Source organism: Saccharothrix texasensis, assembly GCF_003752005.1.
In the GTDB taxonomy this organism is placed as follows: Bacteria; Actinomycetota; Actinomycetes; order Mycobacteriales; family Pseudonocardiaceae; genus Actinosynnema; species Actinosynnema texasense.
The window spans coordinates 241,027-263,473 of record NZ_RJKM01000001.1 but is presented as its reverse complement, the minus strand read 5'-3'; the positions used below and the strand labels follow the sequence as shown (position 1 = coordinate 263,473).

The following is a 22,447-nucleotide window of genomic DNA, read 5'->3' as shown; positions in this document are numbered from 1 at the left end:
GTCAGCTCCCCTCCACCCGGCGCTGGATGCCGTTGGCCAGCACGTTGAGGCTGCCGATGGCGATGAAGATCGCGATCCCCGGGAACATGGCCACCCACCACTGGCCGGTGGCGATGCCCTGCGCGCCGATCTGCACCATCGAGCCCCACGTGGGGTCGGGCGGTGACACGCCGATGCCGAGGAAGTTGAGCGCCGCGATCACGATGACCGCGTTGGCCGCGGTGAGCGAGCACTGCACCAGGCACACGTCCACCACGTTGGGCATGATGTGCCGGAACACGATGCGCCGCGGTCGCGCGCCCGTCGCGACGGCGGCCTCGATGAACCTGCCGTCGCGGATGGCCAGCGCCTCGCCGCGGATGAGGCGGATGAAGCGCGGCCCGTTGATGATGACGATGGCGTAGACGATGTTCTGGATGTTGTTGCCGGTCAGCGACACGATGGTCACCGACAGCACGATCAGCGGGAACGACTGGAAGGCGTCCAGGGCCCGCATGAACCCCTCGCTGTAGCGGCTCTTCGTGCTCAGCGGGAGGCCGATCAGCAGACCCAGCACCAGCGAGGCCAGGGTGCCCGACAGCGCCAGCGGGAGGTCGCTGCGGCCGGCGGCCACGACCCGGGAGAACACGTCGAAGCCGTTGGCGTCGGTGCCGAAGACGTGGTCGGCCGAGGGCGTCCGCAGCACGTTCGACGGGTCGGGGGTGGTCGGCCCGTACGGCAGCGGCGCGAAGAACGCGGCCAGCAGCATGACCAGCAGCACACCGCCGCCGAACACGATGCCGGGGTTGGCGCGGACGAAGGTCCAGGCGGTCGAGCCGGTCCGGGTCTCGAGTCGGTCACTCATAGCTCACCCGCGGGTCGAGGAACAGGACGACGAGGTCCAGCAGCAGGAACAGGGTCAGGGTCATCAGGCCGGCGGTGACCACGAAGCCCTGGATCACCGGGACGTCGACCTTGAGCACGCCGTCCAGCGCCCACTGGCCCATGCCGCGCCAGTTGAACACCCGCTCGACGATGGCGGCGCCGCCCAGCAGGGAGCCGAACAGGATCGCGACGTAGGTGATCACGGTGGTGCGCGAGGCGAGGAAGGCGTAGCGGACCACCGTCCGCTCCCGCAGGCCGCACGCCCGGGCGAACTCCACCTGCGGCGTGGTCAGCGCCGTGCCCATGCTGCCGCGGGCGGTCTTGGCGAAGTAGGACGAGTACACCAGCCCCAGCGACAGCACGGGCAGCGCCGCGTGCTGGAGCGCCGTGCCGAGCGTGACCCAGTCGCCGCTGAACAGGCTGCCGAGGATCAGGAACGAGGGCTGGTCGCCGCTCGCGCCCACCGGCAGCCGGCCGATCGGCGGCGGCGCCCAGCCGAGCAGGAAGAAGAACACGTAGATCCCGACCAGGGCCAGGAAGAAGTCCGGCACCGACTGCAGGACGGACGTGACGCCGCTCATCGCGCGGTCCGGCCAGCGGCGGGCGAAGTACGCACCGAGCACGCCGATCACCAGGCCGAGCGAGATCGCGACCAGCAGCGCCATCGCCACCAGCTCGACGGTGTTCGGCAGGAACCGCCCGATCTCGTCGAGCACCGGCTCGTTGGTGAAGAACGACCGGCCCAGGTCGCCCTGGAGGAGGTGGCCCCAGAAGGACAGGTAGCGGTCCCACAGCGGCTTGTCCAGCCCGAGCTGGGCGTTGACGTGGGCCACCTGCTCGGGGGTGGCGAAGTCGCCCAGGATGGTGATCGCCGGCTCACCGGGGATGAAGAACACCAGCACGAACGACACGCTGCCCAGGACGAACAGCGAGATGGGGACGATGGCCACGCGCTTGAGCACGTAGCGCAGCACGGGGCGGCGGGTGCGCGGGCGGCGCGGCCCGGTGGCGCCGGGGCCCGCGGCGCCGGTCACCGCGACGGCGCCGGCGATGGGGTCGGGAGAGGTCTTCACAGCACGCTCACCCCGCCGTCCACGGCGATCGTGTGGCCGGTGACCATCGCCGCGTCGGTCGACGCCAGCCAGCGCACGGCCGCCGCGACCTCGTGGGGAGCGACGACCCGCCCGAGCGGGATGGTCGCCATCTTCGCCGCCATGTACTCGGCGTCGTCCAGCACGTCGGCGGTCATCGGCGAGGGCACGATGGTGGGCGCCACGGCGTTGACGCGGATGTCCACCGCCGCCCACTCGACGGCCAGGACCTTCGTGAGGTGGACGATCGCCGCCTTCGTCACGCCGTACACCGCCGAGCCGCCGATGGCGACCAGGCCGCCGGTGGAGGCGAGGTTGACGATCGAGCCGCCCCGCTGGGCCATGGCCGGGTAGGCGGCCTGCGACATCCGGAACGTGCCGTTGAGGTTGACGTCCACCACGCCGCCCCAGACGTCCTCGGGCATGTGCTCGGTGCGACCGCGGGCGTTGATGCCGGCGTTGTTCACCAGCAGGTCCAGCCGGCCGCAGCGCTCGGTGGTCTCCTCGACCGCGGCCCGGCAGGACTCGCCGGAGCGCAGGTCGAGCGTCACGGCGTGCCGCGCGCCGGGCGGTCGCCCGCCGTCCAGGTCGGCCGCGACCACGGTGTAGCCGTGCGCGGCCAGTTCGGCGCACAGCGCCGTGCCGATGCCGCCGGTCGCCCCGGTCACCAGCGCGACGAGCGCGCGGCCGGGGTCGTGCGCGTCGTCAGCCACCGGTCACCACCCCCACCGCGGTGCGCGCCGACCACTGCGCGCGGGCGTCGTCGGGCAGCCCGGCGCGGGTGAGCGCCGTGCCCGGGCTGAACGGCTCCTCGACGCCCGCCAGCCGCAGCAACGCCCACAGGGTGGCGAGGTTGCTGCTCACCGCCGGACGCCCGGTGTCGGCCTCGACCGCCGCCAGCGAGTCCAGCGTGCGCCAGTTCGTGCAGCTGATGACGACCGCGTCGGCGTCGGTCACGTCCAGTTCCCGGGCCGCCAGGTAGGACTCGGTCGGTTCGAGCCTGCCCTTGTCCAGGTTGGACAGGATGCGCAGGTCGTGGCGGGACACCACGTCGAACCCCGCCTGGACCAGGTAGGAGTGCGCACCGTCCGCGACGGACGTGACGTAGGGGGTGGCGACGGCGAGCCGCCGCGCCGCCAGGGCGGCCAGGGCGGCGACCAGCGCGCTGCTGGTCGTCACCACGGGAAGGCCGTGCCGGCGGGTCAGCTCGTCGCACATCACCTGGTCGGGGTCGCGGCCCCCGAGGAAGCTGCCCGAGGTGCAGGCGAACGCGATGGCGGCGACGCCCGCGCCGGCCAGCTCGGCCGCGGCCCGCTCGACGTGGTCGTGCATCGCCAGCAGGCTGGCGACCTTGTCCTGCTCGGCGGCCACCTCCGCGACCGGCACCCGGGTGGCCAGCACCGCCACGTCCCGGGGGACGTGGGCGGCGAACTCCGGCTCGACCGTGGTGTTGGTCGACGGGACGATGACGCCCAAACGGGCCCTGCGTCCGTACATGGGTTCTCCCGGCTACTGGTCGGTCGGTCGGAGCGGGACGCGGTGGTCCGGTTCGACCTCGGCGAGCAGGTCGACCACCGCGTAGTCGAGTTCGAGGCTGTCGCCCTCGGGGTCGCGCAGCCGCGCGGTCCACCTGGTGCCGAAGCGGATGCGCTTGTCCAGGCTGGTGTAGGTGCCGCAGTACACCAGGTAGGACTTCGGCAGGTCGGTGATCCGCGCGCCGAGGGCCGCGATGACGTCCCTCGGCGGCAGGAAGACGGAAGCGGGCGAGCGCTGGTACAGCTCGCCGTCCACTTCGGACTCCAGCACCAGGCGGTCCCAGGCGGCCTCGACGTCGGCCAGGGGCCGGACCCGGCGGCCCAGCACGCTGGGGCAGTACTGCTTGGCCCAGATGATGCTGTGCCGCTCCAGCTCCCGGTCGGTGTGGTCGGACCCGACGCCGACGTACACCTCGCCGTCCTGCACGACCAGCACCAGCTCCACCTCGCCCGAGGTGCGTCCGCTGTGCACGCCGATGGTGTCGTCCGTGGTCACCGAGTTGACCGACATCGGGTAGACGCGCGGTGCGGGCCGGTCGAACGCGATGCGCACCCCGACGTCCGCGACCTCCTCCTGGTGCGCCAGGGCGGACGCCGGGTCCACCGTGGCCGAGCCCAGGTTATAGACGCGTTCGGGCAACGCGGTCAGCTCGCCGTCGTCCTGCCCGGCCCGGGCCACCCGCAGCGTGAACGTGGTCATCCTCCGGCCTCCTCGCCGACCGTCGTGGATCAGGACTCGTCGAAGACCTTGGCGAGCACGTGCGTCGCCTCCTCGACGGTGGGCACGCCGCCGGGCAGCGCCGAGAGCAGGATCGCCTCCAGCACCTCCCGCCTGGTGGCGCCCTCGCGCACGGCCCGCTTGGCGCTCCAGACGATGCCGTCGGGGTCGCCCTTGACCGCGGTGGTGATGCCGACCAGGACCAGGTAGCGCGTCTTGAGGTCCAGGGCGCGTGGCTGGTCGGAGAACAGCAGGTCCGAGGCCAGGTCGTCGTACTTGCGCAGGATCTGCGGGTCGACCTCGGCCATCAGCTCGTGCACCGGCAGCAGGTAGCCGCGGCGGGCCTTGACCCGGGCCAGGGCCTCCTCGTCGGTGATCTCGGTGGTGGTGGCGGTGTTGTCGGTCATCGGTCAGATGTCCCTTCCGGCGAGTTCGCCTTCCCAGATGGCGTTGAAGACGCGGCGCGGCGACACGCAGTCGCCCACCGCGCGGACCGGCACAGAACCCTTGAGCGCGTGGAACAGCGCGTCGTCGGCCCGGTTGCCGGTGCTGAGCACGACCGCGTCGACGTCCTCGTGCGGCACGAGTTCGCCGGTCCAGACGTCGCGCAGGACGACGGTGTCCTCCACGACCTCGGCCAGCTCGTGGTCGGTGATGAACCGGATGCCCTTGTTCCGGGCCCGGCGGTAGGTGGACTGGAGGTCGCGGCTGGCCTCCAGGTCGGGCGAGACCTGCGGCAGCCGGGTGACCAGGGTGACCGCGTGCCTGCGGTCGGCCAGGTACTCGGCGGCGACCAGCGGCTGCCGCGCCCCGGTGTCGTCGAAGATCATGACCCGGGGTCCGATCTCCGCCCTGCCCTCCAGCACCTCCTTGATGGAGTGGACGTTCCACTGGTCCACGCCGGGCACGATCGTGCCGTCGCCCCACGACGCCGGCCGCAACGAGCTCCAGCCGTGCTTGAGCGGGGTGGAGCCGGTCGCCACCACCACCTCGTCGTAGCCGGAGAGCAGTTCGGCCGCTTCGACCCGGTGCCCGAGCTTCACGTCGACCGAGGTCTCGCCGAGCTGGGAGACGAGCCAGTCGGTGATGCCCTGCCACTCGGCGTAGGTCTCGGACCGGCCGATCAGCCGGACCTGGCCGCCCAGCTCGGACTCCTGCTCGAACAGGGTCACGTGGTGGCCGCGCTGGGCCGCCGTGAGCGCGGTCCGCAGCCCGGCCGGGCCGCCGCCGACCACCGCCACCCGCTTGGCGACGCTGACGGGGAGCAGCGTGCCCACGCCCAGTTCCGCCTCCCGTGCCACGGCGGGGTTGTGCACGCACGCCAGCGGCGAGTTGACGATCGAGGCCAGGCACCAGTTCGCCCCGACGCACGGCCGGATCGAGTTCGCCTTGCCGTCCCGCGCCTTGTTCGGCCACTCCGGGTCGGCGATCAGCGTCCGGGCCATGCCGATCAGGTCCGCGCCGCCCGACGCCAGCACCTGCTCCGCCAGCTCCGGGGTGTTCATCCGGCCCGCCACCACGATCGGCAGTTCCGGCACCGCGGCCTTGATCCGCGCGGTGTCCTCGACCTGGAACCCGGCGGGCTTCGGCGTGGCGCCGTAGATGTTCATCCGCTCCAGGTAGGTGCCCTGGGTGACCGAGATGTAGTCGACGAGGCCGGTGTCGGCGATGGCCCGCGCGATGCGGGTCCAGTCCTCGTTGGTCAGCCCGCCCGGCACGTCGCCGTCGTTGCCGTTGATGCGGACGCCGACGATCTTGTCCCGGCCGGTTTCCGCCCGGGTCTTCTCGATGATCTCCAGGACCAGGCTCAGCCGCCGGTCGAAGTCGCCGCCGTACTCGTCGTCGCGGTGGTTCGTGGCGGGCGAGAGGAACTGGCCCAGCAGGTATCCGTGGGCCAGGCCGTGCACCTCCACGCCGTCCAGGTCGCCCTCGACGGCGTAGCGCGCCGCCAGGACGTAGCCCTGGACGAGCTCGTCGATCTCCTCGGCGGTGAGGACGTGCGGCATCTCGCGGTAGACGGCGCAGGGCACCGACGACGGCGCCCACACCGGCAGGCGGTTGACCTGGCCGCTGGTCTCCCGGCCGCGGTGCCACGGCTGGGCGAGCAGCAGGCAGTCGTACTCGCGCACGGCCGCGGCGAGCTTGCGGTAGTTCGGCACGACCGCCTTATCGAAGGCGAAGATCTTGCCCTTGTACGGCTGGGTGGTGGGGTGGACCGCCATCGCCTCCATGGTGATGACGCCGACCCCGCCCTTGGCGCGCTCCGCGTAGTAGTGCACGTGGGCGTCGCTGAAGTTGTGGTCCTTCACCAGCTGGGTGCTGTGGGCGGTCATCCAGATGCGGTTCTTGGCCGTCTTCGGGCCGATCCGCATCGGGCTGAACAGGTTCGGGTAGTCGGTCATCTGGGTCATCCCCGCTTGAGCGTGTGGACGAACATCTCGCCGTTGGGCGCGTGCTGGTAGTTGGTGAACCCGGTGCGCACGGCGTGCACGAAGTCGCGGTCCACCAGGTAGATGAGGCCGGGGTAGGCGACCTGGAGCTCGGAGGCCTTCTTGGCCAGCTCGTCGCGCTCGGGTCCGGGGCTCAGGGCGCCGATCCGCCGCGCGACGGCGTCCAGCTCCGCGTTGGCGTAGCCGAAGGTGTTGAGCTTGCTGAACGAGGAGTTGTAGAGGAACACCGAGTAGTAGGGGTCGGCGACGGCGGGCGGCTCCAGGTACAGCAGCGCCTGGAAGTTGCCGTCGTGGAAGATGGTGTTGATCTCGGTGGCGCTCGCGACGGTCTGGATCTTGACCTCGACGCCGATCTTGGCCAGCTGGTCCTTGAGCAGGATCGCGATCTGCTCGGCCTCCGGGCCCGGTCGCGCCGGGCTGATGTGCAGGGTGATCGACGTGGCGCCGACCCCCGCGTCGGCCAGCAGCTCCTTGGCCTTGTCGACGTCGTGGGCGTAGGTGCCCTCGGCGGTGTGCTCGATGCCGTACGCCTGGCTCAGGCCGTACCGGCTCGGCTTGTTGAAGCCGCGGTAGACCGCGTCCACGATCGTCTTGCGGTCGATGGCCAGCGAGAACGCCTGCCGCACCTCGGGCTTGCCGAGCACCGGGTCCGCCGCGTTGAGCACCAGGGGGATGCGGTCGGCCGACACGCAGGTCTGCACCTCGACGCCGGGCGTGGACTTCAGCTGGGCGTACTGCTCGTACTGGAGCCCCGTGCCGTAGTTGGCGTTGCCGGTGGAGACGAGCTGGGCGCGGCTGGAGGCGTCGGGCACGGACAGGAAGACCAGCTTCTCGACGTCGCCGCGCTCACCCGGGTAGTTCGGGTTGCGGGACAGGGTGAGCCGGTCGCCGGCGACGAAGTCCTCCGGCTTCTGGGTCCACGGGCCGAAGGTCGCGCTGTTCTTGGCGACGTACTCCTTGCCCCACGGGTCGGCCTCGGTGACGTGCTTCTTGACCTCGGTGCTGTCGAGGATGCGGAACTGGGCCCAGGTCAGGATCGCGGTGTCCATCGCGGACGGGTTGTCCATGACGATCTCGAACGTCTTGTCGTCGACGACCTTGATCGGGTCGGCGGCGTAGTCGGCGACGTCCTGCATCAGCGTGGTGGGCGTGCCGACCTTGAGCGCGATGAGCCGGTCGATCGTCCACTTGACGTCGGCGGAGGTGAGCTTGTTGCCGGCGGCGCTGGTGGCGTCGCGGAGGGTGACCTTGACGGACTTTCCGTCCGCCGAGCGCTCGTGGGTGTCGGCCAGCTCCCCCTCGAGCTGGTCGACGTTGGCCAGGACGTCGCACCCGGCCTTGTCCAGCTTCTCCGTGCCCCACCGGAACAGCGAGCTGCCCAGCTCGAACCCGACGTTGCGGGAGGGGTCGCCCTGGTAGTCGGCGGGGTCGAGGCTCGTCGGGAGGCCGGACAGCGCGTAGGTGAACGTGGAGCTGGCCGCCTGGCCGCCGGCGGCCCCGCCGCCTCCGCCGCCACAGGCGGTCGCGGTGAGCGCAATCGCCGCGACGAGGACGCCCGTTCGGGTGATTCCAGATGACGTGCCGAATGTCCACTTCGCCCGGTCCAGTGATCTTTTCGTCATCCGAAACCTCACCTTGTTCCGCTCAGTGGGAAGGCAGTACGCTTGTGTTCCACTCTGAGGAGTGGCGCACATCATGTCAAGGTTCTTAGCTTGGCGATGCAAGGACGTAACCGGACGTAACCACAGTCGCCTGATCGGTCCAGAGGTCTGCCCTGGACGGCTCACGTCAAGAGGAGGTGCGGTGACGACACCCGACGAGCTGCTCACCCCGGTCCGGGCCGGCAGGCTGGAACTGCGCAACCGCGTCGTCGTGCCCGCCCACACGACCAACTTCGCGGTGGACGGCCTGTTCTCCGACCGCCACCTCGCCTACCACCGGGCCAGGGCCGAGGGCGGTGTCGGCCTGATCATCACCGAGGGCATGCGCGTGCACCCGACGAGCCTGGGCCGGGCCAACACCGTGTCGGCGTTCGACGACCGGGTGGTCGGCTCGCTGGCGGAGCTGGTCCGCGCGGTGCACGGCGGCGGCGCGAAGCTCGCGGCCCAGCTCCTGCACGTGGGACGGCAGGCCGGTGGGCACAACGTGCTGACCGCGGCGTGGGGCGCGTCGGCGTTGCCGTGGTCGAGCACCGCGGCCATCCCGCACTCGATGACCACCGACGAGATCGCCGAGCTGGTCGACGCCTTCGCCGCGGCGGCCGTGCGGGTGGCGGCGGCGGGCGTGGACGCCGTCGAGCTCCACCTCGGGCACGGCCACCTGCTGCAGCAGTTCCTCTCCCCCGCCACCAACCACCGCGACGACGCCTACGGCGGCAGCCTGACCAACCGGTTGCGGCTGGCCCGGGAGGTGGTCGAAGCGGTGCTCGGCGCGCTGCCGGGAACCATGCCGGTGATCCTGCGCGTCAGCGCCGACGAGTTCCTCGACGGCGGCCTCGACCTGGAGCAGATGCTCGTCGCCACCGAACTGCTCGTCCGCGACTACCGCTTCGACGTGCTGCACGTCAGCCACTCCGCGTACGTCGGCACGGGGAGCGTGGCGACGCAGATCGCCGACATGAGCTTCCCCGCCCTGCCGTTCCGGCACCTGCCCCGCGCCTTCAAGGCGGCGTTCCCCGACCTCGCCGTGCTCGCGGTCGGCCGCGTGGACGACCTGGACAACGCCGCCGCGCTCGTCGCCGACGGCAGCGCGGACCTCGTCGCCCTGGCCCGACCGCACATCGCGCTGCCCACCCTCGTGGCCTCGCGCACCGACCCGGCCGCGCCCCCGGCCCGCGAGTGCATCGCCTGCAACCAGGGGTGCGCGGGCCGGCTCGAACTGGGCCTGGGCATCAGCTGCGTGGTCAACCCCGAGGTCGGCCTGGAACGCGAGTGGGCGGCCCTGCGCGAGGCCGCGCGGCACGCGCCGAAGCTGCGCGTCCTCGTCGTGGGCGGTGGCACCGCCGGGATGGAGGCCGCGAGCGCCGCCGCGTCCGCCGGGCACCGGGTCACCCTGGTGGAGGCCGCACCCGAACTCGGGGGCGCGCTCCGGCTGGCCGCGAAGCTGCCCATGCGCGGGCGCTTCGGCCTGTTCGTCGAGCAGCTCGCCGCCACCACGCGCCACCTCGGCGTCGACGTCCGGCTGGGCGTTCGCGCCGACGCGGCGTTGCTCGCCGAGGGTTGGGACCACGTGGTGTTCGCGACCGGGGCCGCCGCGCCCGCCGAACCGGTCCGGGCGACGTCCGGTTCCGCCTACCCGGAGATCCCGGTGGACCGGGCCGTCGAGGAGCCCGGCGGCACCGGTCGGCACGTGGTGCTGGTGGACGAGGACGGCACCGCCACGGCCCTCGCGCTGGCCGACCACCTGCTGCACGAGGGCCGCCGCGTCACCCTCGTCACCGACCGCGCCGCGCTGTCCTGGCGCGTGCCGGTCTACTCGAAGCCCGCGCTGCTGGACCGCCTGCGGGGCAGGGGGTTCAGCGCCGTCCTGCTGCGCGCACCGACCGGGATGGCGGGCGACTCTATGATCCTCACCGATCCGCTGTCGGGTCGCGCCGAGCAGGTGGACCAGGTCTCGTCGGTGGTGTTCCTGCGCCCGCGCGAGGCCAACGCCCACCCACCCGTGCCGAGCGGGGTGTCGACGACGTCCGTCGGTGACGCCTACGCGCCCCGCACCGCCCTGGAAGCCGCGTTCGAGGGGCGCTTGGCCGGGCTGGCCGCCGCGCGGGCGGTCGGGGTGCGCGCCGCGGCAGCCGCGCTGAGGGGGAGGTTGTGAGAGCCGTGGACGTCGAGAGGACGAGTGGGATGCAGTCGAGCGGGATGCAGTCGGTCGACCGGGTGGCCGCCGTGCTGCTGAGCTTCACCGGCGCGGACGCGGAGTTGGGGGTCACGGACATCGCCGAGCGGCTCGCGCTGCCCAAGAGCGCCGTGCACCGGGTGCTGGAGGCGCTGACGAGCTGGGGCCTCGTCGCCAAGGAGCACGAGCGCGGCAAGTACCAGCTCGGCCCGCGCGCCACCGAGCTGAGCCTCGCCGCCCTGGGGTCGGTCGACGTCCGGGCGCTCGCCCTGCCGGTGATGGAGGAGCTGCGGGACCTGACCGGCGAGACCGTGACGCTCAGCTTCGTCCTCGGCTCCCACCGCGTCTACGTCGCCCAGGTGCAGAGCCGCCAGGACGTGCGCATGACGATCGAGGTCGGCCGGCGGGCCCCGCTGTACGCGGGCGCGTCGGGCCGGGCGATCCTGATGACCTTCAGCGCCGCCGAGCTGGACCGGTACCTGTCGCAGACGGAGCTGACGCCGCTGACCGAGCGGACCGTCCACGACGACCGGCAGCTGCGGGACCTCCTGGACGCCGACCGCGCCCGCGGCTACACCGAGAGCGTGGGCGAGCGCGACCCCTACGCCGCCGCGGTCGCCGCGCCCATCACCGCCCGGCCCAACGCGCGGGCGTTCGCGTGCTTCAGCGTCTGCGGCCCCACGGCCAGGCTGGGCGACGAGGTCATGCGCAGCTGCGGCCCGGCCGTGGTCGACGCGGCCCGCCGGGTCTCCGAGATGCTCAGGGGCAGCTGGTGACACCACCCGCGAGGAGCTTCCTCTACGTCCCCGGGCACCACGAGGACCGGCTGCGCAAGGCGGTCGCCGGCGACACGGACGCCGTGATCCTCGACCTGGAGGACGCGGTGCCCGCGGCGGACAAGGACCGCGCCCGCCAGGCCGTCCGCGCCCTGCTCGCCGACCTGCCACCGGGCCGGTCCGTCTGGGTCAGGGTCAACGGTGAGCCCGACCTCGTGGAGGAGGACGTCGCGGCCGTCGCGTCACCCGCCCTGACCGGCATCTGGGTCCCGAAGGCGGAACCCGGACCGCTGCGCCGGGTGGCCGACCTGCTCACCGCCGTCGAACACCGCCACCACCTGGCCCCGGGCGGGATCGCGGTCGTGCCGTTGATCGAGACGGCCCTCGGCGTGCTGCGGGTCGAGCAGGTGTGCGCCGCACCCCGCGTCACGCGGCTGGGCATCGGGGAGGCCGACCTCGCCGGCGAGCTGCGCCTGCGCCCGGACGACCGGCGCAGCGAACTGCACGGCATCCGCCTCCAGGTGGTGCTGGCCTCCGCCGCGGCCGGCCTGAACGCGCCGGTGGGCCCGGTCGAGACCGACGTGCACGACACCCAGCGGCTCGCGGAGACCACGAACCTCCTGCTGCGCCAGGGTTTCCGCGCTCGCACGGCCCTGCACCCCCGCCAGGTCGCGACGATCAACGCCGTCTTCACCCCCACGCCGGCGGAGGTCGCCGAAGCCGCCGCGCTCGTCCGGGACTTCACCGACCACGCCGCGGTGGACCGCGCCGGCCGGTTCGTGGACCCTGCCGTCCTCCGCGCGGCCCACGAAGTCCTCGCCCGCGCGGACGCCTCCGCGACACCGGCGGGGCGTCGCAACCCCGCGCCGGACCGCTGACCCCCGGCGCTCGCCGTCCGTGAAGAGGTGTTCGACGTGGACCGCCCCCGGCGGTCACCCTGGCAGACACCGGTTGCCGCCCTACGGCACCGCTGTCCATGCCGCGACTTGGGCGAGAGCGTCGGACGGGCAGGAGGTTGCTTCGGGAGGTGATGTTCCCCGGGAGCCAGGAGGCGGAAGGTCCTGCGCGGGGGCGGTCCCACCGACAGTGGAACCGTCCCGCGGTGTCAGGACTGGTGGTGGGAACCCGGCGGGTAGGGCGGCGTCGTCCGCTCGACGCGACGCCGACGACGCCGGGCGACCACCGCGGTGATCAGGGCGCCGACGGCCAGGCAGCTCCTGGACCGACCGATCCGCGCTCAGCTCGGCGTCGGCCGGCGCGCCGTGGCTGCGCTGGAGTTCGCCCAGCACCCCCAGCACGCCCATACGTCGACATCCGCTGGTCGCCGACCTGCAAGACGAACTCGGCCCGGACCGACATCATTCTTCTCGAACGTGAAGGCCGTGCACCGGTCACGCGCAAGGGCTGCCGTGCCGACAACGGGACCTTCGCCTGGTCGAAGATGATCTACTCGCCCAGCCGGTGCGGGTAGTGGCCCGCTACGGGAGCTGCGCGCGCGGTGGGCGTGTCACCGTGGCTGCGCCCGGACACCAACGCCTCCGCACGGTGCTCGAGGTGATCCGGCCGCCCTGCCCCGGGAGACCACAACCGGAGCACAGGCCGGTCGCAACCCGCCGTCCGTAGACCTTCCCCGGAGACGATCGCCCGGTCGTCCACGACAGAGAGGTCCTCGGATGAGAACACCACCGCGCACCGGCCTTCCGGGTCTGCGCCGTTACGCGATCCCGCTGCTCGTGGCGTCGCTGGCGGTGCTGGCCGTGCCCGCGCAGGCAGTCGCCGGGCCGCCCCGCACGGCTGTCGAGGAGCCGGAGTACCCGCCGACGCCCGGCCCCGCCCCGCTGGCCGACACCCACCCGGCGCTCCTCACCATCACGCAGGACGCCGAGCTGGCGCTGCGCTACACCTACAGCGCCGTCGCCTCCGACCCGACCGCGACCTACCCCGAGGGCAGCATCGAGGCGGACCTGAGGACCGGTCTGCTGTCCCTGCCCGCCGACCGCCTCCGCCCGATCGTCGACACGGCGCGAACCCTGGTCGCCTCACCGGCGGAGACCAGGATCGAGCAGTTCGGCAGGCACGGCCGGCTGCCCGTGGAGGAGTTCCGCAGGCTGGGCTTCGACGGCGCTTTCGCCGACGTGCGGTACGACCGTGAGTCCCTCAACCGCACGATCCTGGCCCGTGCCGCGGAGCTGGAGCGCGAGGGCTGGGTGGACGACGAGGCCGCCGCGCGGTCCGCCCTGCCCAAGCTGACGTCGCTCGACCTGCGAGTGGACAAGGTCAAGTGCGTGGACGAGACCTCGGACTGGTGGTTCGAGGACGAGATCGCCATGGGTGGCGTCGCCGTCGACCACACGGGCAAGGCCACGAAGGTCAACCGGTGGTTCGTCGGTGACTTCGACCAGGGCGACTCGGTCAACTACGCCGACCCCGGCAAGCTGTTCCGGCGGTTCGACCTCACCGCCGCCGGTGCCTGGCCGCGCAGCTTCGTGGCCACGGTGATGCTGGCGGAGGAGGACGAAGGTGACTTCGCCGCCGCGATCCAGCAAGCCTGGGCGAAGGTCTCCGCGAAGGTGCAGGCGGAGATCGCCAAGGCGGTCGCCTCGGCCACCGCGCCCTACGTCGGGGCCGCCATCGCCGAGGCGATCGGCCAGGTCGTGGGCTGGTTGGCGGACAAGTTCGCGACCTGGCTGATGGGTCTGCTCGACGACGAGCTGTTCAAGGCCGGCACGGCGTTCGTGAAGCTGCCGCACCGGCTCCAGCCGTTCTACGTCAACCCGCAGAACCTCGGCTGGACCAACCACCGGCTGCCGCCCACGACGATGACCTTCATCGGCCACGACGGCCAGTACAAGGTGAACCTCCACTGGCAGGTCAACCTGTGACAGCGCGGCGCGGTGGCCGGCCCACGACGGTCGGCCACCGCGCCGCGTCGGCTCCCCCGGGAGCGGCGCCGGCGCCGTCAGGTGGCACGCAGCGGTCGAGGCCCGTCCTCCAGCGTCACAGGCGTCTCGGCACCTTCGGCGTACGCCACGTGATAGGCGTCCTCGCCGAGCGTCGAGCGGGTGCGGGCCACGGTCCGCTCGCGGTCGGCGCGTTCCTGCGCCGGGACGGGGATGCCGTGCGGTTCGCGCAGGGAGTCGGCGAAGCCGAGCAGCCGCGCCCCGGTGGAAGGCCGCCCGACGGCCAGGTAGGCGGCGGCCAGGGTGTCGGCCACGCTCGCCTGCCGCCAGCGGTCGCCGACCGCGCCGTGGACCTCCAGGCCCGCGCGCAGCCGCGCGACGGCGTCCTCGGGGTTGCCCGTCCGGAGGTCCACCAGCCCCAGCACGTCGTAGGCGTAGCCGAGGCCTTCCTTGAACCCCAGCTCGCGGAAGGTGCCCAGCGCCTCCTCGGCCAGCCTGCCCGCCCGCCCGAGCTGTCCTTTGTAGACGGCGGTGAGCGCGAGCTGGATGCGCGTGGACGCGACGCCTTCTTCGTCCCGCGCGAGCCGGTAGTGGCGCAGTGCCTCGCTCAGCAGCGCCTCGGCTTCGTCCAGCTCGCCCGCCGCCCACGCGGTGAAGCCCGCCATCTGGCGGATGTCCGCGACGGCGGCCGGGTCGTCGACCTGCGCGACCAAGGCCTCGGCGTAGCACTCGCGGGCCTCCTCGTAGTGGCCCCGTTCCCGGGCGATGGAGCCGAGCAGCCGCAGCGCCCTCGCCTCGCCCGTCCGGTCCTCCAGCGCGCGGAACCCGGCCAGCGCCGCGGTCGCGTGCGCCACCGAATCGGCGTAGGCCAACTGGAAGTAGGCGAGGAACGCGGCGGCGATCCGGGCGGCGGTCACCAAGGGCGCCGGCACACCGTCCCGCGTGCCGGCGAGCGCGTCGTCGAGCCAGCGCCGGCCGCGCCGGTAGTGGCCGCTGAGCCGGTGGTACCGAGCCGTGGCGACGGCCAGGCGCAGCCCCGCCGCGCCGTCGCCACGAGCGGCGAACCACTCCTTGGCCGCCCAGAGGTTCTCGGCCTCCGCCGCGAACCGGCGCATCGACTCGACCTGACGGGGTCCGCGCAGGCCCGCGTCCGCGTCCTCGGCCGAGGCGAGGTAGAACCGGCCGTGCAGCTCGCGCGCCCGGTCGGCCTCGGCGGGCCGACCGGCCAGCTTGCCGACCGCGAAGTGCCGGATCACCTCCAGCAGCCGGTACCGCGCGCCCGCCGGGCGGTGGTCGACCACGACCAGCGACTTCGCCACCAGGCCGGCCAGGGCGTCCAGGGTGCTCGGCCCGTCCTGCTCCCACACCGCTTGCGCGGCGTCGAGGTCGAACCCGCCGTGGAACGCGCCCAAGCGGCGCAACCTGGTCCTGGCGGCGTCGTCGAGCAGGTCGTAGCTCCAGGAGATGGTCGCGTCCAGCGCTTGGTGGTGGAACCGCCCGCCGGGTTGGGGGGCGTGCAGCAGCGCGGGATCGTGCACCCGGTCGGCGATCTGGGCGATGGAGAGCACGTTCGTGCGCGCGGCGGCCAGTTCGAGCGCCAACGGCAAGCCGTCCAGCCGCCGGCAGAGGCGGGCCAGCGCGTCGGCGTCGTCGTCGGTGAGGGCTCGGACGGCGGGCTGCGCCGCGCGGGCGAGGAACAGCCGGACGGCGGCGTAGTCGCGCACCTCGTCGAGACCGGTCGCCTCGGCCGGCGGCGTCGCCAGGCCCGCCACGGGCCGGATCGCCTCACCCAGCAGGCCGATGGCCTCCCTGCTGGTCGCCAGCACGCGCAGGCGGGGGCAGGAGCGCAGCAGGCGGTCGACCACCGGCGCGCAGGAGTCGAGCACGTGCTCGCAGTTGTCGAGCACCAGCGTGACGGGCCGTGCCCTGAGGTGGCGGACCGCCGTGTCGACCGGGTCGACGCCCGGGTCCTCGCGGACGCCGAGCCCGTCGCACAGCACCTGCGGCAGCCGGTGCGGGTCGGACAGCGGCGCGAGGTCGACGAAGACCGCCTCCGCCCGGTTCTCGCAGACCGCGAGGGCGAGCCTGGTCTTGCCGGCCCCGCCCATGCCCACCAGGGTGACCAGGCCGTGGTCCTCCAGCAACGCGGTCAGCTCGGCGACCTCCTCGGCCCGGCCCACCAGGGGCGTCACCGGGGCGGGGAAGTCGCGCTCCGCCGGTCGCGGCGCCTCCTCGACGCCCGCGGCCAGCACGGTGGCCTCCAGCCGGCGCAACCCGGCGCCCGGTTCCAGGCCGAGCTGGTCGACCAAGGTGGCCCGAGCCCGTCGGTAGGCGTTCAGCGCGTCGCTCCGACGCCCGCCCTCGGCGAGCGCGAGCATCAACAGCTCCCAGAACCGCTCCCGCAGCGGGTGGTCGGCGACCAGCCCTTCGAGCTCGGCGACGACGTGCGCGCCGCGGCCGAGAGCGATGTCGGCTTCCAGCAGCTCCTCCATCGCCGAGAGGCGGACCTCGCGCAGCCTCGCCACCTCGGCGTGCCCCCATTCGTGGACGGGGCAGTCGGCCAGCACGTCCCCGCGCCACAGCGCCAGCCCTTCACGCAGGTGGGCGGCAATCTCGCCGGGCGTCCCGGCGCTGCGAGCGCGGCGGACGAACTCCTCGAACTGCCTGCTGTCGACCGCCTCCGGTCGCACGTCCAGGGCGTAGCCGGGTGGACGGGTGACGATCAAGTCGCCCAGGTCGGCGCGGGCGAGCGAGCGACGCAGGTAGGCCATGTGGGCGTGCAGGTTCCGAGTGCCCGACGGCGGCGGGTCCTCGCCCCAGATCGCGTCGAGCAACGCCTCCTGCGACACCACGCGTGGCGCCCGCAGGGCGAGGAGGCCGAACATCGTGCGGGGCCGCGGGCCGCCGAGCCCGACCGGGCCCGCCGGCCCGATCAACTCCAGGTTGCCCAGCACCCTGATGTCGGCCTTCGCGGTCATCTCACGACCAGCAGACCACGAGGCCCGGACCGGGCGCCACCGCCTTTCGGGCGGCCCCGGTCCGGGCCCCGGGTCGCGACCCGGCCGCGATCACGAGTCGTGAACGGTCACCGTTCGCAGGACCTCACGCGCTCGCCGCCGGCGCACGTGTCCGTGCCCGTGCCGCCATCCAGGACGTCCTCGCCCGAACCGCCTTCGAGGACGTCGTCCCCCGAACCGCCGAGCAGCGTGGCGGGCAGGTCGGTGCCGTTGGCGAGCCGGTCGTCCCCGTCGTCGCCGACCAGGGTGATGCGCCGGACCCCGTCGCAGGCGACCGCGGTCAGGTCGGACGGTTCGAGGTGCCGACAGCCGACGCCGGCGACGATCGGCGCTGCGTCGCGGACGAGGTGGCGTCCGCCGGGCAGCGGCGAGACCACGGCGGAGTTCGCCCTGTCCGGCGCGGCGGTGTGCCGGAGCTCCGCGTCGTGGACGTCGACATGGGCCGCCCCCTCGACGATCCAGAGCAGCGTGTACGGGCCCGGGTTGCCGGTGATGCTCTCGATGTCGTTGTAGACGAAGTCCCCAGGGGGCGAGCCGGACCCGTAACCGTACTCGACCGTGTCGGTACCGTCGCCGCCCTTGAGCGTGTCGCTGCCACTGCCCTCTTGCCAGGTCAAGATCGTGTCGTCGCCCGCTCCTCCTGACACGGTGTCGTCCGACATCCCGATCTTGATCACATCGCTCCCGGGGCCGCCCAGGACGGTCGACATCGGCTCTCGGACGGAGAGTTCGTCGTCCTCGTCGCCCAGGTCGATGTGGACCGCCGTGACCCCTTCGCCGCACGTCACGGCGTTCTCGGCGAACCCGCTCTGCCAGCATCCGCTGCCGGCGCGCAGGGCGATCGGGTTCTTTTGGTCCACGATCACCATCTCCCCCTCCTTCTGCGCGTCCACGTGGTTCTGGAAGCCCTCGTAAGCGACGAAGTGGATGGTGTTCCCCTCCCGGCGCACCCACCCGCCGTAGGCGTCGCCCTCCGCACTCGCACCGGTGATCGCCCCCGTGGCCACCGTGACCGCGACAAGCGCCACGACGACCACACCTCCTCGTGCCCTGCCTCGCATACCTCTCCCCCACTCGTGTGATGCCCGGGTTTCCGGTTCTCCGATGTTGTAGAGCAGCAGGCTTGTGATCGGGTTGTGGTGGCTCCGACCCCGCGACCCCCGGCTCTCGGGTGACCTCGCGCCCCTGGTCCTCCGCCGGGTGGATGCCCGTGAGGCCCCGGTCGACGAGGGCTGCGCGGTTCGGTAACGGACGCGGGCCGGGTGACGAGCTTGCAGGTGGAGGGGGAGATGGGCGTGCGCGGACCGACGCGGCACGGCGCCGACGAGGCGGTGGGTGGCCGCGGTGTGCTCGAAGGCGGTTTCCGGCTGCTCGACGTCCTCTCCCGCGCCGAGTGCGGCATGGGGCTGTCCGGGCTCGCCCGCGAAGCCGGGCTGCCCAAGTCGACCACGCACCGGCTGGTGGACCAGCTGGTGGAGCTGGGCGCCGTGCAGCGGTACCGGGGGCGCTACTTCATCGGGCACCTGATGTCCCGCTTGGGCAACACCTGGCAACCGATCCCCGGGCTGCAGGACGCCGCTCGCGAGCCGGTGCGGCGGCTGTCCGTCCTCACCTCGACCGCCGTCGTGGTGACCGTGCTGCACGAGAACCGGGTTCGAGTGGTCCTCGGCACCCGCGGACCGGTGACGGAACTGCCGCGGTTCCACCCCGCTGACGAGTTCCCCGTCACCACCGCCACCGGGAAGGTCCTCCGGCTGGCCGGCACGCCGGCTGCGGGCGACCCGCCGGCCGGGTTCACGTCCGGCGAGTGGCGGCGGGCGCTCGCGGAGTTCCGCCGGGCCGGGTCAACGGTGGTCGACCGGCACGAGGTGATCGCCGGCCTGTGCTGCGTCGCCGTGCCGGTCCGCCGCGACGACGGCTCCCTCATCGGCGCGGTCGGCGCGATCTCGGTGACCGAGCGGGTGCCCGCGGGGCTGGACGACCTCGTGCGGCGGGCCTCCCTGGACATCACCCGGAACCTGTCGACGAGCCGCTGAGGCCGGTCCGCTCAGCGGACCGCGCTGTTCCCCCACCCCCCACCGCGGCGGACTCTTGCCGTCATGCGCGTGAAGGGAGAAGTCCGATGGCGCATCACGGCAACTACCCGACGATGTCGTTGCAGTCCTTCAACCACCCCACGAAGTACGTTCGGCACCGCGACTTCCTCGGCGAGCTGACCGACATCACGACCGACCTCGACAAGCGGGACGCCACGTTCCTCTCCGGACGCGGCGACCACAACCCCGACGTCGGCGAGAGCGTCGCGTTCCGGGCGTCCGACTGGCCGCGGTTCCGCCTGCGGCACCAGGACTTCGTCATCAAGCTGCACGAGGACCACCTCGTCATCGACCCCGACCGGCCGCCGACCTACCTGACGCCCGAGTCGGAGCTGTTCCTCGCCGACGCGTCCTTCCGCATCGTCCCCGGCCTGGCCGACCCGTCGTGGGCGTCGTTCCAGTCGGTGAACTTCCCGGACCGCTACCTGCGCCACCGCGACTTCAGGCTCTACCTGCAGCCCGCGGCCGACGACCTGGCCCGCGCCGACGCGACGTTCCGCATCACCGACGGGTTCGTCCCCGGACCGCCCCGCCGCGACATCGCGTGACGCGGCAGCGGCGGCCGGCGCCTTCCTCCGACCTGACGAAAGGACATGCCATGGGACACGTCGGGCCTGCGTTCGGCAACGCGGTGGTCTCCGACCACCAGGTGTTCAACAGTTGGGGCGTGAACGGAGACACTCCGTCGGCGTTCCGCGTGCACCCGAATCCCCGTGCCTCCGCGGAGACGCTCCCCGACACGGTGCTCAACGGCTACACGTGGTCCAACCTGCCGAGCGGCACGCTGCTCACCTTCACCGTCGACTGCGTCTACCCCGACGGCGACGTCCGCGGAGCGAGCTTCCAGGCGCGGACCACCGGTCCGTTGGGGCCGCCGCCGGCGGCACGCGCTCCGTCCGGCCTCCACGTGGCGACGTACGCCAACGAGACGGCGACCCTGGCGTGGACCAACAACGCCGGGTACGACAAGGTCCTGCTCCGCTGGGGGGTCGGCGCGCCGGACGACTCCCAGACCGACCTCCCCGGGAACTCCACCCGGCGCGACGTCGGCGGGCTCACGTCGAGCCACGCCTACGTGTTCCAGGTCAAGGCTCTGCAGTCCGAGGGCCCGCACGACTACACCGCCTGGACCAAGATCCACTGGCAGGCCCCGGTGACCTGGAAGTTCCGGTCGGCCAACTTCCCGGACCGGTACCTCCGCCACCGGAACTGGCTGGGCGAGCTCACCCCACCGGACCACCCGGCGGACGACTTCCGCTTCACCCTGCTCGACCGCGGAGGCGACCAGGTGGCCCTGCAGTCGGTCAACTACCCGGACCGGTGCCTGCGCCACCAGGACTTCCGGATCAAGCTCCAGGGACCGGCCGGGGCCGGCGACCCGACCTGGGTCGACGACTCCACCTTCCACCTCGTGGACGGGCTCGCGGACGCGGGAGGCGTCTCGCTGCGGTCGAAGAACTTCCCCGACCGCTACCTGCGGCATCGTGACTTCAAGCTCTACCTGGAACCGGCGGTCGACCCCACGGCCAGGGCGGACGCCACCTTCTACCGGAGCAACTGAGCTGTCACCGCCGCCGACACCGGACCCCCGGGGCCGACCGGCGGACCGTCCACCACGCGGAAGGCGGCGGGGAGGAGCGCGCTCACGGCCGAGGGAGCCGGCGGATCGCCCGGACCAGCTCCACCACGACGTCGCCGTGCTGGTAGAGCCGCTCTTCGACGTCCCGGTGGTGGATCCGGATGTACGTGATGGTGTCGGTGGAGGGGCCTTGGTCGGTGCCGCTGCCCACCGTCTCGCTGTGCCACGTGAACGTCACCTCCGCGACCTCCGAGTAGGGGATCTTGAGCGTCGGGGTCACGTGGACGCGCCGATCGGTGAACGCGATCGGCACGTGCCCGTTCTCCAGGTAGCCGATCAGGTCCTCCCGGTCCGGCATGCCGTGCGTCCTGCGCAGCGCCGCCTCCCGCCGCGCCCTCTTGGACCCGCCGGCCCGGACCACGGGTCGGCGGTCGAGGACCGCGCGCAGCAGCCGACCGAACGGCGGCAGGACCAGCACCGGTCCCGCCCGCTCCGGGTCCAGCTCCGGCGGGGGCTGCCACCGGAGCGCCTTCGAGAGGTCCACGGTGCCGGACAGGAAGTCCGCCGCGCGCAACGACACCTGCCCACCGGCGAACGCGGCCCCGTCGAGGGACACCTCCGCTCCGTCGAACACCGCGCCGTCGAAGGAGACCTCGGCGCCCTCGGCGAACACCACGTCGCGGAAGGAGACGTCACCGCCGACGAACCGCGCGGACCGGAACGACACGGCGCCGCCGCCGAACACCGCGCCGCCGAAGTCCCCGCCGTCGAAGACCGCCGCCGTGAAGTCGAAGTCGTGCCCGTTCCAGCCGACCTCCGCCCCGGGCCGCAGGTGGTCGCGGACCAGCCGGATGACGGTGTGGCGCACCTGCCGCTCCTCCAGTGCCGCGCGCTCGTCCTCGGCGGACCCGGCGCCGTCCGGCGGCCGGTAGGGCAGCCGGAGGTACCCGCAGAACACGTCGATGCAGACCTGCCGGCGGCTCTGCCAGTCGTCTGCCAGGTCCGCCATCGCGTACACGCCGGCGAGCCGCACGGCGGCCTTGTCGGAGCCCAGCTGCTCGGCGACGCGGGCGTAGCGCTCGGTGAACAGCTTGGTGTCCTCGCGCGCGTGTTCCGCCTCGCCGAGGAGCTGCTTGCGGTAGGCGATGACCAGCGCGGTGACCCCGCCGACGCCACCGGCGACCGTCAACGCGATCGTCAGCAGCCGGTAGCGGTTCTCGACGGTGAAGTCGACCGGGGCGCCGGGCACGACCGGCGGACGACCGAGGAGCCACCACCACACGGCCACCGCGGCGACGACCGTGATGGTCAACCCGAGCAGGAGGACCAGCGCGATCTGCAGGAGCAGCAACGGCATGCCCAACGGGCGGGTCGCACGCGGACGTCTCCTCGGGCCGCCGTTCCTCCTGATCACCTGCGGAGGCTACACCTCTCGCGGCGGGGTGCCGCGGGTTCGGTCGAAGTGCCGCCAACGCCTGGTGCCCAACGGTTCCGGGCGTGACGCCCACCTCGGGTCCCGGCACGGTGCGCGACCCGCGACGAGGTCCCCGAGCCCGCGCTGATCGGGCTCGGGGACCGCTCACCCGG

General features: G+C 72.7%; 18 protein-coding genes. 7 read left to right on the top strand and 11 right to left on the bottom strand.

Features of this window, described 5'->3' with window-relative positions; translation table 11 throughout:
• Position 1 precedes the first annotated feature (1 nt).
• The 8 genes from EDD40_RS01010 to EDD40_RS00975 are packed head-to-tail and all read right to left on the bottom strand — an operon-like array spanning position 2 to position 8,280.
• The gene (locus tag EDD40_RS01010) at positions 2-844 is read right to left on the bottom strand and encodes an ABC transporter permease (protein WP_123741214.1); all 843 of its coding nucleotides are present in this window, start codon (positions 842-844) and stop codon (positions 2-4) included.
• Positions 837-1,937 carry an ABC transporter permease gene (locus EDD40_RS01005; RefSeq protein ID WP_123741213.1) on the bottom strand — a complete coding sequence of 367 codons (1,101 nt, stop codon included), beginning with the start codon at positions 1,935-1,937 and terminating at the stop codon, positions 837-839. Before EDD40_RS01005 ends, EDD40_RS01010 begins: the two co-directional genes overlap by 8 nt.
• The gene (locus tag EDD40_RS01000) at positions 1,934-2,668 is read right to left on the bottom strand and encodes an SDR family NAD(P)-dependent oxidoreductase (RefSeq protein ID WP_123741212.1); all 735 of its coding nucleotides are present in this window, start codon (positions 2,666-2,668) and stop codon (positions 1,934-1,936) included. Before EDD40_RS01000 ends, EDD40_RS01005 begins: the two co-directional genes overlap by 4 nt.
• On the bottom strand, positions 2,661-3,452 hold the full coding sequence (locus tag EDD40_RS00995; RefSeq protein WP_123741211.1) for a maleate cis-trans isomerase family protein: 792 nt from the start codon (positions 3,450-3,452) through the stop codon (positions 2,661-2,663). The genes EDD40_RS01000 and EDD40_RS00995 overlap by 8 nt, the downstream gene beginning before the upstream one ends.
• A 12-nt stretch (positions 3,453-3,464) precedes the next feature.
• Positions 3,465-4,190 carry a DUF2848 family protein gene (locus tag EDD40_RS00990; protein WP_123741210.1) on the bottom strand — a complete coding sequence of 242 codons (726 nt, stop codon included), beginning with the start codon at positions 4,188-4,190 and terminating at the stop codon, positions 3,465-3,467.
• Positions 4,191-4,219: 29 nt separating this feature from the next.
• Positions 4,220-4,615, bottom strand: coding sequence for a carboxymuconolactone decarboxylase family protein (locus EDD40_RS00985; protein ID WP_123741209.1), 396 nt, complete (start codon positions 4,613-4,615; stop codon positions 4,220-4,222).
• Between the two features lie 3 nt (positions 4,616-4,618).
• The gene (locus tag EDD40_RS00980; RefSeq protein ID WP_123741208.1) at positions 4,619-6,610 is read right to left on the bottom strand and encodes an FAD-dependent oxidoreductase; all 1,992 of its coding nucleotides are present in this window, start codon (positions 6,608-6,610) and stop codon (positions 4,619-4,621) included.
• A gap of 5 nt (positions 6,611-6,615) precedes the next feature.
• The gene (locus EDD40_RS00975) at positions 6,616-8,280 is read right to left on the bottom strand and encodes an ABC transporter substrate-binding protein (protein WP_170184894.1); all 1,665 of its coding nucleotides are present in this window, start codon (positions 8,278-8,280) and stop codon (positions 6,616-6,618) included.
• A 181-nt stretch (positions 8,281-8,461) separates the two neighbouring features.
• Between EDD40_RS00975 and EDD40_RS00970 the strand changes: the two genes are divergently transcribed.
• From EDD40_RS00970 to EDD40_RS00955, 4 genes are all read left to right on the top strand, one after another.
• On the top strand, positions 8,462-10,471 hold the full coding sequence (locus EDD40_RS00970) for an oxidoreductase (RefSeq protein ID WP_246037313.1): 2,010 nt from the start codon (positions 8,462-8,464) through the stop codon (positions 10,469-10,471).
• A gap of 29 nt (positions 10,472-10,500) precedes the next feature.
• Positions 10,501-11,268, top strand: coding sequence for an IclR family transcriptional regulator (locus EDD40_RS00965; protein ID WP_123741205.1), 768 nt, complete (start codon positions 10,501-10,503; stop codon positions 11,266-11,268).
• The gene (locus EDD40_RS00960) at positions 11,265-12,146 is read left to right on the top strand and encodes an HpcH/HpaI aldolase/citrate lyase family protein (RefSeq protein WP_123741204.1); all 882 of its coding nucleotides are present in this window, start codon (positions 11,265-11,267) and stop codon (positions 12,144-12,146) included. The genes EDD40_RS00965 and EDD40_RS00960 overlap by 4 nt, the downstream gene beginning before the upstream one ends.
• Before the next feature lie 795 nt (positions 12,147-12,941).
• Entirely contained in the window at positions 12,942-14,150 is a 1,209-nt protein-coding gene (locus EDD40_RS00955) for a hypothetical protein (RefSeq protein ID WP_148088644.1), read from the top strand.
• Between the two features lie 77 nt (positions 14,151-14,227).
• On the opposite strand, the gene EDD40_RS00950 is transcribed toward EDD40_RS00955, so the two are convergent.
• Positions 14,228-17,146, bottom strand: a complete 2,919-nt coding sequence (locus EDD40_RS00950; RefSeq protein ID WP_123741202.1) for an AfsR/SARP family transcriptional regulator — start codon at positions 17,144-17,146, stop codon at positions 14,228-14,230.
• 107 nt (positions 17,147-17,253) lie between these two features.
• Positions 17,254-18,213 carry a hypothetical protein gene (locus EDD40_RS00945; RefSeq protein WP_148088643.1) on the bottom strand — a complete coding sequence of 320 codons (960 nt, stop codon included), beginning with the start codon at positions 18,211-18,213 and terminating at the stop codon, positions 17,254-17,256.
• A 234-nt stretch (positions 18,214-18,447) separates the two neighbouring features.
• Between EDD40_RS00945 and EDD40_RS00940 the strand changes: the two genes are divergently transcribed.
• The 3 genes from EDD40_RS00940 (at position 18,448) to EDD40_RS00930 (ending at position 20,842) form a co-directional block, all read left to right on the top strand.
• Complete coding sequence (locus EDD40_RS00940) at positions 18,448-19,221, top strand: IclR family transcriptional regulator (RefSeq protein ID WP_123741200.1); 774 nt, start codon at positions 18,448-18,450, stop codon at positions 19,219-19,221.
• Between the two features lie 86 nt (positions 19,222-19,307).
• Positions 19,308-19,829 carry an AbfB domain-containing protein gene (locus EDD40_RS00935; protein WP_123741199.1) on the top strand — a complete coding sequence of 174 codons (522 nt, stop codon included), beginning with the start codon at positions 19,308-19,310 and terminating at the stop codon, positions 19,827-19,829.
• A gap of 50 nt (positions 19,830-19,879) precedes the next feature.
• Complete coding sequence (locus tag EDD40_RS00930; protein ID WP_123741198.1) at positions 19,880-20,842, top strand: AbfB domain-containing protein; 963 nt, start codon at positions 19,880-19,882, stop codon at positions 20,840-20,842.
• Between the two features lie 82 nt (positions 20,843-20,924).
• On the opposite strand, the gene EDD40_RS00925 is transcribed toward EDD40_RS00930, so the two are convergent.
• Positions 20,925-22,274, bottom strand: coding sequence for a pentapeptide repeat-containing protein (locus EDD40_RS00925; protein WP_148088642.1), 1,350 nt, complete (start codon positions 22,272-22,274; stop codon positions 20,925-20,927).
• Between the last annotated feature and the right edge of the window lie 173 nt (positions 22,275-22,447).